We start from the raw sequence: 12,797 nt of genomic DNA on the forward strand, positions 1-12,797 counted from the left end.
ATTAAAAATTGCTAAAAACGTTCATCTAAAGTATCTAACGTATAGTTTAATGCCGCAAAGCAAATATCACTATTAAAGCCGCGATATTGTAAAAACCGCAGCTGCCTTGCTTTGTCTTTTTGTTCAGTGGGTATATCATCACCATATTTTTTGATACGCGCTGTGACTGCCAGTTTGAGCCAGTCTATACCTTCGACCAAATTATCTGCGCTGTCATCTATAAATTCACTAAACTCATCAGATTCTGCATTTGCCATATCGATAAGTTCATCGATATTATCGGGCATCGTCATCTTTTTACGATGGAATTCTTGCTTGATACGACCTCTGCCGCGTCCTTTTCTGATATTTTCACGAATCAGCATTAGAGTAGTGCGGTAATCACTTTGATAGCCTTTTTCTTCGAACTCATCGAGTAGGGCATCAATTTTAGCCGCTTCTTGCTCTTTATCTAGCAATTTTTGCTTAAGCTCAGCCTTACCGTATTCGCGGCGTGACAAATAATAAAATGCTAACCAACGTAAGCGACTTTCTGCTTTGATTGCATCCATTTCCGCTTGGCGCTGCTCAGGCGTGCGCAAATATGCTTTTAGAGCAGCTGGTAAGTTATCGATTTGGCTGTTTTGGTCGCCTCCCTGAATATCATGAGCAGCTACCGATTCAAATGCTTGTTGTGAGTTCATCAAAGCTGAATCAACGCCAGTCTCATTAATAAAGACATTATCTTCTTCATTGTCATGAACCGAATGTTTAACTTCAGCCAGCATCTCTTTGATACTTTGCGCAGCAGGTGGCTGATAAGTAGGTACACTATTAGGCTCAGCGTGAAAGATAGCAGCTGGATGAAAGTGTTTTTTACGTTTTTTGGATTTGGATGAAACTTTTAAAGAGGAAGAGGCGCCAATCGAATCTGCCGTAAAATTAGTATGGTTACCTACTGTGCACTTCTCATCTAAATCATGTGTATTTAGATTCTGAGAGCGCTTACCAGTTTTACTGGTACTTTTAGGCTTGTCTTTATATGAGTACCTAGTAGATGAATGTTGTTCAATGGGTTTCTTGTTTTTATGCGTAGAACTCGCTGAATCAGTATCCGACTCAGCGAGTATTTCAGCTAACGTTTTAATTTTCATAAGACATCATAGTTGCTGATAATGGTTTAAAAATAAACCGTTATTGTACAGGTTCAGAGGCTAGTTCTTCGTTAGTCTCAGCCACGACCGCTGCTTTGCTGTCATCCTTTACGCCAAGTTTTTCAGCACGGATTTTGGCTTCTATCTCTTCAGCAATAGCAGGATTCTCTTTTAAGAAAAGTACAGAATTGGCTTTACCTTGACCGATTTTCTCATCGCCATAGCTGTACCAAGAGCCCGCTTTACCAACTGCACCAATCTCAACACCCAAATCAATCACTTCGGCTAAGTGATTGGTGCCTTCACCGTAAGTAATCTCAAATTCAGCTTGGCGGAATGGCGGTGCCATTTTGTTTTTGATGACTTTAACACGAGTTTGGTTACCGATGATTTCATCACCATTTTTGACTGCACCGATACGGCGAATATCCATACGTACCGAGGCATAGAACTTAAGCGCATTACCACCAGTTGTGGTTTCAGGGCTACCGAACATAACGCCGATTTTCATACGAATCTGGTTAATAAATAACACCATACAGTTTGAACGTTTGGCGTTACCAGTGATTTTACGTAAAGCTTGGCTCATCAGACGGGCTTGCAGACCCATGTGTGAATCGCCCATCTCACCTTCAATCTCGGCACGCGGCGTCAAGGCTGCGACCGAGTCAATAACGATCATATCGATTGCACCTGAGCGTACTAACATATCAGTAATTTCAAGTGCTTGTTCACCATTATCAGGCTGTGAAAGTAGCAAGTCATCCGTATTCACACCAAGCTTGCGAGCATATACAGGGTCTAAGGCATGCTCAGCATCGATAAAGGCACAAACGCCGCCCTGTTTCTGGCACGCTGCAATTGCCTGCAATGTCATAGTCGTTTTACCTGAGCTTTCAGGGCCATAAATTTCAACGATACGACCTTTTGGCAAACCGCCAATCCCAAGTGCAATATCTAAACCTAATGAACCAGTCGATACCACGTCGACATCAAGCGTTGCTGAGTTGTCACCCAAATGCATGATGGTATTTTTACCAAACTGCTTTTCGATTTGAGCTAGTGCAGCTTTAAGTGCTTTGGCTTTATTGTCGTCCATGTAGGACTCCTTGTTATCAATCATTTATAAGAATAAGTTGTATTAATATCAAAAACGGCTTGTTCAATGTTATCAATGACAATGTAAGCTATCGCTGATAGCATTTTGAACTAAGCTTAGAGTAGGCAATGAGATGAGTCTTGTAGATCGCGATGTCAGTTACATCACGCTACTATACAGTAAAATTAGATGCTGATAAAAGCGAAAAAAAGTTTAGAGATTTTAATGAGGCTCGTAGGGCTTGCAACTTATATCACCAGATTATGTCTTCCTCTAACTTTATATCATTGTTTATTAGATAGGGTAATTATAACAAAATCCAAGGCATATATTGAGCATAACTGAATACTAGGCGACAATAGATGTCGTATGGGAAAACAAAAATATTTGTATATAATTCTCAAAATTGCTGTTCATATTTGAACCTGATGAGCATACTATTTGTCAATAGTTTTGGAAGTTATCCACAATAAATAAATAAAGTTTATTTAGCCAGTGTGAAACATATCATAGGATAAAATTAATATTAAAAATTTTATAAATAAATTATTTTACTTTTAAATTATCATTAACCTATTGATTTTAATAAATTTTTAAATCGTACAAAAAATGAACGATTTTACCTAAGCCTTTAAGCTATCTAGGCAAATGCTTGTCAAGTAGCGACTTATGCACAGGGTTATCCACAGCTTATGGGGAGAACTCACCAAGCCCTTACGGTATCAATGATTGCGCAGACAAGAGTTATCATTTAATTTACAAAACTTGGCTATTTCTGATTTTACAAGTTTAAATTTAGCAGGATTTTAGTATGGGCAATGCCTATGTTTCACATCTGTGCTGATAATTTTTTTTCGAATTGAAAGCTATTGATACTCATCAAACATATTTATAGTCAGTTATATCAGTCTTTAACCCTTATGAGTAAAAGGTTTGAAGACTGATAGATATAAAAAAGCGGCTAAGATACTGATAAATATCTTAGCCGCTTTAAAGGAAGCCGACGTAATGCGTTTGGTATTAGTCTTTTAAATAGATTAAATCCCAAACCCCATGTCCGCTTGCTAGACCGCGGCGCTCAAATTTTGTCATTGGACGAAAGTCAGGGCGGGAAGTGAAATTGCCTGCGCCTGCTTGATTGCTTAAGCCTACAAACCCATCCAAAACTTCTACCATCCAAAAGGCATAATGTTCCCAGTCAGTGGCGGTATGGAACCAGCCGCCTTGCTTTAGGCTGCGGGTGACAATCGCCATACGCTCAGGGCTAACAAAGCGGCGTTTATGATGGCGCTTTTTTTGCCATGGGTCAGGAAAGTAGAGCTGAATGCGATCGATATGGTTTTCTGGTAGCTGTTTGAGTAGTTGAATGGCATCACCATTGATGATTCTGACATTACTCAAATTTTGAGTACCAGCCATATAAGCGCATTTGCCGATACCCGGCTCATGGACTTCAATGCCAACAAAATTACGACTTGGCTCGGCTGCTGCCATTTCAATGAACGAATCCCCAAGTCCAAAACCAATCTCAAGGGTCAAGGGTGCCTCACTGCCGTTTGGCAATCCAGCAAATAGCGCGCGCAAATCGTCAATACCTTCAAGATTACCATCACCAAAGCTGTTATTAACCAAGTAATGCGCAAATTCAGGCGCCGTCAATGCCAGCTCGGCATTTTTATTCATGTGCGTACGGCGTTTCATAAAGGTGTTGACGATACGAATATGCTTACTGCCGTCAGGTGCGACCTCATTGCCACTAGTAGCATTAGTGTCTAAAGATTTTTGATCATCGGTAAGGCTGGTGGCGTCGACGTTGGTATTAATATCAGGATGTTGACTCATAGGATTAACAAGGCTTAATAAATGGGTAGTGCGCTTATTATAAGTGAAATCTGTACGGCTGTGAATGAACAATACTTTTTTAATAATGTTAGCGCGTTTTGTAATTTAGGTGCACTATTTATCTAGTGTTTCTCTGGCCCATACAATGCTATTAGCGTTATCATATAATCCCAATAGTTAAGTTAAATGTCTTTTTAATCGCATGTAAGGCTTGTCACTATGTTATTTATTGAGACGGATTCGCCGCCCCCTTTTTACCAAGAAAAATTGCCTCCTGCCAGACGCACACAACTAGATAAATGGTTTATCGGGCATCGTAGCCAACGCTATTATCTAAAACGCTTTAAGCAATTTGATGAACAAGGCTATCTGTCGCCGAAATGGCATTGGGCAGCATTTTTTGTGACCTTTCCATGGTTGCTCTATCGTAAGCGTTATATGGATGCGCTCGTCTACAGCGTGGCAGGATGGTCGTTTATTCAGCTTAATATCGCGCTAGTCTTGGTAGCGGTTGAGTTCTTAGTAATGCCTTATATTGCTGATGCTTATCAGATGACGATACGCGTTAGTATTGCCGCGCTGATTTGGCTGTTTTGGTCGTTTATGGTGGCACGTTGGACGGATGCTTACTATTACCGAATGGCACGACGTGAGATTGCCGACGTGATTAATGACTATCCACAAGATGCGCGCTTGCAACAAGCCCATCTAAGCCAAGAGGGCGGGGTGAGCTTATTTGGGCTAGGATGGGGTTTTGGATTTTTTGCCTTTATATTAATGGTCATTAAAGTGCAGTTCTTACCCATTATCGCCAAACCAAAAGAAAACGAAGTGCTGTTTGATGCGTATGATACCGTTAAAACCACGCAAAATTATGTGGCGCTAGCGTATCGGCAAACAGGACAATGTCCGCTGGATCTGCCTATCGATAGCGGTACTGAGAAGGTGCATATTGAGATCGATCGTAGCGCAGCTGGTGTTGCAGAAACTGATTGTGTAGTGATTGCGACCATTCAAAATGTAAAATTTCCTATACGCTATCTCAATGATCAAACACTGGTCTTTTATCATCTGCCAAACAGTGATGATTGGGAATGCATCAGTTCATTGAATAAAAAACAAGCGCCGGAAAATTGTAGCCCTGATTAGGTGGCTACAAAGATTGAGAATTATTTTTGACAACTATTTCTATAGTTGAAAAAATTAATGCTTAGATTCAGTCGTATTATTTTCATCATCGACTGGTATGGCTTGGCTTTTTAGCGCTTCATAAAAATCGCTCAAGTCCATCTTACGCGCTTTGCCAATATCTTCATCAAATAAGCTTTCAAGCTCCGCCATCGATGATTGAGCCGACTCAATCATACTGGCCTCATCATCATAAATAGCTTGTTGACGTTCAATCAGATCATCATCGTAATCACGGAAAGTTTGCACTGTCTCACGCGCTTTTTCTGGTGAGATGCCAAGCAATTGTAGCGACTCACGCGACATATCTAGCGAGGACAAATACGTCTCACGCCAGATATGACGAACCCCAACCTCACGTAATCGGTAGTAATGCTGGCGGTCACGTGCCCGTGCTAAGATAATTAAATCTGGATAGTTTTTACGTAAATATTGGGCGGTAGTGATAGAACGCTCTAAATCATCGATGGCAAGGATAAAGACACGTGCTTTTTTGATACCTGCTGCACGTAGGATTTCAGGGTTTTTTGGATCACCATAATAGACTTGGTTACCGAATTTACGGACAAAATCGACGCGGTTTGCCGAGCGCTCAATCGCGGTAAATTCAATATTGTGCATACGTAGCACACGACCGATAATCTGACCGACTCGCCCAAAGCCAGCAATAATCACCTGATGCTCATGATCTGGAATCGTGTCGTATTCGCGGCTTGGTTTGCTTTTGGCAAATAATGGCTCGCCGACTTTTTCTAATAACAAGAATGCCAAAGGAGTGAGTGCCATAGAGATGGTTACGATCAGGTTTAACGTATTGGCAAGTTCAGGTTGTAAGACGTTTTGGGCACTCGCAACACTGAACAAGACAAAAGCAAATTCACCACCTTGAGCCAGTGTAACCCCCAGTCGAATGCTGGTTGGCCAGCGATTACCTGAGATTTTTGCAATAGCTGTAATCACTCCGAACTTGATAAACATTAATGCCATCGCACAGCCGATGATAAAAATGGGTTTTGCTAATATCAATTTCACATCGGTCAACATACCGACTGACATAAAGAACAGACCTAATAACAATCCTTTAAAAGGCTCGATACTGGCTTCAAGCTCATGGCGGTATTCAGAATCCGCCAACAGTACACCAGTTAAAAATGCGCCCAACGCCATTGAGAGCCCGATTTGACCCATCAAAATCGATACACCCATTACGATAAATAGCGCGACTGCCGTTAGTAATTCTGACGCACCACTTGAGGCAACAAATTTAAAAAATGGACGAACGACGTAGCGACTGGCAAAGATAAGCCCAGCAAAAACCGCAAAAACTTTACCAAAATAAATCAAATCATAGCTTTGTTCACGCACCCCTGATAAGAAAGGAATGACCGCTAATAGAGGGATAACCGCAATGTCTTGGAATAATAAAATCGTAAAGGCTTCACGGCCATGAGTGCTCGATAGCTGCTGTTTTTCAGTCAGAATTTGTAGGACAAAGGCGGTAGATGAGAGCGCAAGCCCGAAGCCAACGATAAAAGCAGTATCGAGCTGCAAGCCAAAAATCTGATGTAACAGCCCCATCAATAAGGCACCAGTCAAACCAACTTGCAAACCGCCAAGGACGAATATTGAGCGCCTGAGTGCCCAGAGCCTTGATGGCTGCAGCTCAAGCCCAATGATGAACAGCAGCATCACCACGCCAAACTCAGAGAAATGTAATAAGCTCTCAGCGTCACCTGCCACGTCCAGTACACTTGGACCTAATATCAATCCTGTGATCAGATAACCTAAAACCGTCGCAATACCAAAACGTTTACCAAGGGGTACAAAGAGCAGGGCTGCTCCCAAGAAAATTGTCGCTTGTAACATTAAATTTGGTGAGCTGGCGGCGGCAGCGAACATCTGGAATCCTTAGCAATGACGATAAATGGGCAGTACAACAGCAGTATTAGAAATAAAAAGCAATTTTATAACGATTATTTTTTACGATAAATTTTCCACACGCCATTATCTGCCAGCGGATTGTTATAAGCATCGTTACGGCGCTTGCGTGGTGTCTGTCGACTGTCTACGATTTTAAAATCGGGTAGGGCATGGACAATAAGTCCCGTTCGATAAAACCGTACCCGTTCAGGCTCTAGCATCTCACCCTTATTATCTCGGCAAAATACATAAGCACGCAAATCAATAAACTCACGGTGCGCGACCAAACGCGTCTCCTCATCCTTATCAAACGCAGCAGTCATACGTGCAATGTCATCAGCACTATAATCGCCGCATTTATCCGTAAGTGCCCCGACCGAGCCGAAACTCTTGGATTCTTTTGCATGGGTTTTGGTCAGATGTAGGCGCTGCACATGATATATAAACTGCGGTATCTCAAGGCTGGCAGGCAGTGGCAAATAGTCAGGCGGCAGATTGGCAGCAGGATAAAACGCCATGGCGCGTTCAAGCAAATTGTGCCAACGTTGCTGATAGGCTTGGACTTCTGCTAAGTTACCTTCATAGATAGGCATGTCACGAATTTGACGTAAGATATCAGGTGGAAACTGTACGTCTCGAAAGCGAGCAATGTCTTCTTGCAGCGTGGATAATAAAACTTTGGCGTGTTTTTTGCCATCCTTTGAAATCGGGTCATCGATATAGCTTGGGGCGACGAATGGCGCTGAGCGTCTAGACATAGCAGAAGGTCATCCATTGGTGGCAAATGTGGCGTTTCAATTTTCAGTATACAGAATTTATATTAAAAATATGACAGTGAGGCTAAATTTCTCATCATTTTTAACATGTGATTACATTGATAAAAGTCAGTGTGATATTGGTATATGCGGTATGGAGATATTTCATTTTGCTATATTTGATTACTATTAATCGCAAGATAGGGCATTAAATATGGCTTAAATGAAAAAATAGAAAGAGAAGACTTATGAATAATACTCTAGAAAATAAGCTTGCTATACTTAATCGCCTTAGCTTATTAAAAAATATTGGAAAGATAATATTAAGAATTATAGGTGCAGGATTGGCACTTATAATTGGACTTTGGCTAATAATGGCATCGAATATGGGACCCGCTTATTTGCCTCATATCATGAATGGTGACTTGGATTTTTGGATTCGCATGACTTTGCTAGGAGTGGGATTGGGTGTTTGGATAAGCATTGCCGTATGGTTATTGTGGCTTATACTGTGTTGTTTTTATGATTTCATTAGACGTCATTAACAATTGACGATATTTAAATAATTAATGACGTCTAGATGACTGGCAGCTTTTTTTAAACCAGACTTTTTCAATGACAAACTATTTTAATGATTGTGCCCGATATGGTTATTCTCTGCTGGTCGCTCTGAGATATTGCAGACTAGGGCATCGCTATGGGTACTCGTTTGTGGGTGTGCCGCACTTTCTACCTGAATAGTAGCGTGATGGATGCCGAGCTCAAGCAGGCTTTGTTCTAGACTGCCAATCAATATACTGGACTCATGAATACTCATTTCACCATCGACGACCACATGACAAGATAAGGCGTTTAAACCACTGGTAATACTCCAAACGTGTAGGTCATGCACTTTTTGCACCTGCGGATGAGCAAGGAGTTTTTCCTCAACATTAACTAGAGAGATGCCTTCTGGCGTCCCTTCCATTAAGATATGTACGGAATCCCGTACGACACGGTAGCCACTAAATAAAATAAGTATCGCTACAATTACGGACGCTACCGCATCTGCCCATACCCAGCCAAAACTCATCATTAATAATGCGGCGATAATGGCAGCCACTGAACCCATTAAATCACTTAATACGTGTAAATAAGCACTTTGCATATTGAGATTGACCGGCTCTTTATCATCCGATGTTTTGACCGTTGCTGTGCCTTCATTGGCTCCATGATCATGACCGTGAGTATCGCCACTACGGCTACCTCGGTGCATAAGCCATGCAACCAAAATATTGATCAGCATACCGATAGTGGCGACGATAAGCATGCCTTGGGTCGCAATTTCAGGTGGTGAATTAAAGCGTTTAATGGCCTCATAAAAAATCATTAGCGCAATAATGACAAGTGTAGCCCCATTCACAGAGGCAACTAAAATCTCAAAGCGTTTATAACCGAACGTTTTTTGATGAGTAGCTGCTTTTTCCCCAATTTTAAATGCCATTAAGGTGGCGCCAAGTGCTATCGCGTCACTCAGCATGTGACCGGCATCGGACAATAATGCCAAACTGCCAGTGAGCCAACCGCCGATTGCTTCTACAAACATGTAGCCTGTAATAATCAAAAAACTTATCAGTAAAGTGCGCTGATAGCCTTTGGTATCTCGCGTGGCGACTGTTTGCTCTAGATGTTCATCATGATCGTGGCTTTCTTGATTCTTATAAGCATTATTACTTTTTCCACTACTTTCCTCACCTTCCTTAACGTGTCCATGCGTATCAGCCGATATACTCTGATGAGCATGGTCATTTTTTTTAGAGTTTGGATGGTCTGGATTCATAACAACACTCAATTTTGCTGATAATGGATTTAATGAGCAATATCTACTCTACATAAGGTAGGATGGTTTTTGATAACAATGATCAACTTGTTATTGTAAATTTATCATAGTCAAATATTAGAAACTGTACTGACGAAGTAAAGATAAAAGAGTAATGCGACAAATAATTATGCTAGCAATAACTCGCAAATTTCCATTACCAGCCGACAGGATCAATATCTAAAGTAAGCTTAAGATATTTAGCGCTCGGTAGGGTAAGGACGGGTTGCCACCAATGATTTAAAACATGATGCAGTTGCTGCCGATCCTTGGCCAATAGCAAAAGCTGGGCATGATAGCGACTGTTCTTTTTACTCATGGGCGCATCGATAGGACCAAGAACGGCTAAATTGTGCCCTGTTGGCAGAACGGCAATGGCATCTTTGAGTGCTTGTGTGGTGGCAGCAAGGGTTTTACCTTCGCAGCGTATCAGCGCAGCATGACTATGAGGGGGCAGTCCCATCATTTTACGCTCTTGCAACAGCTCACGAGCAAAAGACAAATAACCATCTTTCACCAATTTTAATAATAACGCATTGTCCGGTTGCAGCGTTTGAATCAATACCCGTCCTGATTTATCCCCGCGTCCTGCACGCCCTGCTACTTGGATCATCAATTGGGCAGTATGCTCTGGCGAACGAAAGTCTGCAGACAAAAAGCCACGATCAGCGTTGGGTAAGCAAACGAGCGTGACATTGGAAAAATGATGACCTTTGGCAACCATTTGCGTACCGACCAATATGGCAGGATTGCCTTCATTAATACGCTGATAGATATTTTCCCAGCTGTCTTTACGCCTAGTGGTATCACGATCAATTTGAATAATGGGATAAAGCGCTTTACTGGTTTGCGGATTGGCAAAGATAGCGTGCAAATTTTCGCTTAGCCTTGTTGTTCCCATCCCTTTGGCATCTAGATTTTGACTGCCACAATCAGCGCATACAGTCGGAATATAGGCTTGCCAATCACAATGATGGCATTTTAAATAAGAGTTGCTGGAATAATTGCTACGCTGGGCTTGATTATTATAATGAACGGTTAAATGCGCGTCGCAGCGCGGACAATCTGCCTGCCAACCACACGCCTCGCATAATAAAACAGGCGCATAGCCGCGACGGTTTAAAAATATCAAAACTTGATCGCCAGCTTCTAGGGTTTGCCTTATGGCGCCGATAAGCGCATCCGTCAGTCCGGTATCATAGCGCGCGCCATCATCTTGCGTTTGCTGATGAGTACTTTGCAAGCGCGCATCAATCAGCTGCATGGGCGCAGGTTTAGCATTGCCAGGGCGCGTCGATAATTGACACTCTACTAGCTTGCCCTCATCGACTAATTTTAAATGTTCAAGAGAAGGGGTAGCCGTACCAAGGACCACCGGTATTTTAGCTTGGAATCCTCGATAAAGTGCGACATCAGCAGCATGATAGCGCAAGGTATCCTGCTGTTTATAGGAGCCATCATGCGCTTCATCAACGATAATTAAGCCTAAATCTGCAAACGGATATAGTACTGCCGAACGCGTACCAATAATGATTTGTGCGTGACCCGTACGGCAATCTTGCCAACCTTGCAATCGATGAGTGTTATTTATACCAGAATGTAGCAAGACGATATGCGCAGCGAAGCGACTGGCAAAACGCGCACGCGTCTGCGGTGTGAGTCCAATCTCAGGTACTAAAATAAGCACTTGCTTGCCAGCCTCTAATACTGCTTGCATGGCTTGTAGATAGACTTCAGTCTTGCCACTACCGGTAATGCCATTTAATAAAAAGCCCGTGTAGCATTTGGATTCATGTGCAGCAACAATCGCTGCAACGGCAAGCTGTTGCTCCTCATTAAGATCAAGGGGCATTTTTGCCAATTTGACAGGAGTAGGTGCTTGTTTTGGTTGAATATAGCGCTCAATCAAACCCTTATCTTCTAGTTTTTTTAAAAAAGCACGCTCCATACCTTCTAATAATAGTACATCTTCACTTGCACCATGTTGACCATGTAGCTTTAGCATATCAAACTGCTGCTTTTGCTTTTTGGCGTTAGTACGAAAGTCGTCATCAGTGATATGTGGCAGAATTCGCCAATGGGTAATGAATAAATCTAGCGGTTTACCTTGACGAACCAAGGTGGGCAAGATGACCGCTAACACCTCACCAAGCGGATAATGATAATAACGAGCAAGCCAATAGGCGAGCTTTAGCATGCTGTTATCTAAAATAGACTCAGCATCTAAACACTTATTGATGGGTTTCAGCTTATTGAGTGGTACGCTGGTATCCGCTTGCGCAATATGAGCAACCACGATTCCGATTAAAGTCTGACGACCAAAGGACACCTCAACACGACTGCCAATTTGCGGCAGTTGTATTAAGCTATTGTTTGGCGAAGCATTTGGCAAAGCACTTATATCGGACGGTAGGCTATAGTCAAATACCCGATAAAGGGGCACGGGCAGAGCAACTTGTACCAACATAAAAAGGCTTCGCAGTTTGATTAAGTCAATATGAAATAAAAATAAAGAGGGAGAGACGAATAAGCTTAGCATGAGGCTAAGCTTATGGTGATCTAATATGAAATATTGTTATTCAAGCAGTATTGAATATCTAACTTATTCAATATATAGAATAGACTCAATTTCGACCACGCCACCTTTAGGCAATGCCGCTACTTGCACCGCTGCGCGGGCAGGATAAGGTTCAGTCAAATTGGCCATGAATACTTCGTTTAATGCTGCAAAATCATTTAAATCAGTTAACGATACATTGAATTTGACCACGTCATTTAAGCTGCCACCAGCAGCTTCACAGATGGCTTTTATGTTTTCAAATACTTGCTTCGCTTGTGCATCAAACCCTTCTTTTAGTTCCATGGTGATAGGGTCAAAACCTAGCTGACCTGAAATATAAACAGTATTGCCAACTTTTACCGCTTGTGAGTAAGTGCCAACGGCTGCAGGTGCATTATCCGTTTGAATGGTTTGACGTGTCATGATATATCCTTATCATATT

At 42.0% G+C, this 12,797-nt stretch carries 10 protein-coding genes; 2 read left to right on the plus strand and 8 right to left on the minus strand.

The annotated features are described in order from the left end of the window. Positions 1–11: 11 nt before the first annotated feature. The 3 genes from OEG80_RS02495 to trmB all read right to left on the minus strand — a co-directional run bounded on the left by OEG80_RS02495 (position 12) and on the right by trmB (position 4,074). Positions 12–1,133: a regulatory protein RecX gene (locus OEG80_RS02495; protein WP_263241592.1), complete on the minus strand. Its 1,122-nt coding sequence runs from the start codon at positions 1,131–1,133 to the stop codon at positions 12–14. A 40-nt stretch (positions 1,134–1,173) separates the two neighbouring features. After that, complete coding sequence (gene recA, locus OEG80_RS02500; RefSeq protein WP_020444176.1) at positions 1,174–2,232, minus strand: recombinase RecA; 1,059 nt, start codon at positions 2,230–2,232, stop codon at positions 1,174–1,176. 1,020 nt (positions 2,233–3,252) lie between these two features. Beyond that, entirely contained in the window at positions 3,253–4,074 is an 822-nt protein-coding gene (gene trmB / locus OEG80_RS02505; RefSeq protein ID WP_263241594.1) for a tRNA (guanosine(46)-N7)-methyltransferase TrmB, read from the minus strand. Positions 4,075–4,293: 219 nt separating this feature from the next. On the opposite strand from trmB, the gene OEG80_RS02510 reads away from it, so the two are divergent. Further along, entirely contained in the window at positions 4,294–5,223 is a 930-nt protein-coding gene (locus tag OEG80_RS02510) for a DUF2628 domain-containing protein (RefSeq protein WP_263241595.1), read from the plus strand. 54 nt (positions 5,224–5,277) lie between these two features. Here OEG80_RS02510 and OEG80_RS02515 read toward each other — a convergent pair whose 3' ends face one another. Next, positions 5,278–7,161: a monovalent cation:proton antiporter-2 (CPA2) family protein gene (locus OEG80_RS02515; protein WP_263241596.1), complete on the minus strand. Its 1,884-nt coding sequence runs from the start codon at positions 7,159–7,161 to the stop codon at positions 5,278–5,280. Positions 7,162–7,235: 74 nt separating this feature from the next. Continuing rightward, complete coding sequence (locus tag OEG80_RS02520) at positions 7,236–7,940, minus strand: hypothetical protein (RefSeq protein WP_149492069.1); 705 nt, start codon at positions 7,938–7,940, stop codon at positions 7,236–7,238. 245 nt (positions 7,941–8,185) lie between these two features. On the opposite strand from OEG80_RS02520, the gene OEG80_RS02525 reads away from it, so the two are divergent. Further along, on the plus strand, positions 8,186–8,482 hold the full coding sequence (locus OEG80_RS02525; protein WP_149492070.1) for a hypothetical protein: 297 nt from the start codon (positions 8,186–8,188) through the stop codon (positions 8,480–8,482). An 83-nt stretch (positions 8,483–8,565) separates the two neighbouring features. Here OEG80_RS02525 and OEG80_RS02530 read toward each other — a convergent pair whose 3' ends face one another. The 3 genes from OEG80_RS02530 to OEG80_RS02540 form a co-directional block, all read right to left on the minus strand. Further along, on the minus strand, positions 8,566–9,756 hold the full coding sequence (locus OEG80_RS02530; protein ID WP_263241597.1) for a cation diffusion facilitator family transporter: 1,191 nt from the start codon (positions 9,754–9,756) through the stop codon (positions 8,566–8,568). Positions 9,757–9,952: 196 nt separating this feature from the next. Then, on the minus strand, positions 9,953–12,262 hold the full coding sequence (locus OEG80_RS02535) for a primosomal protein N' (protein WP_442792448.1): 2,310 nt from the start codon (positions 12,260–12,262) through the stop codon (positions 9,953–9,955). 135 nt (positions 12,263–12,397) lie between these two features. Next, positions 12,398–12,778, minus strand: coding sequence for a RidA family protein (locus OEG80_RS02540; protein WP_263241600.1), 381 nt, complete (start codon positions 12,776–12,778; stop codon positions 12,398–12,400). Between the last annotated feature and the right edge of the window lie 19 nt (positions 12,779–12,797).

It is taken from the genome of Psychrobacter sp. SC65A.3 (genome assembly GCF_025642195.1).
Classification (GTDB): domain Bacteria; phylum Pseudomonadota; class Gammaproteobacteria; order Pseudomonadales; family Moraxellaceae; genus Psychrobacter; species Psychrobacter cryohalolentis.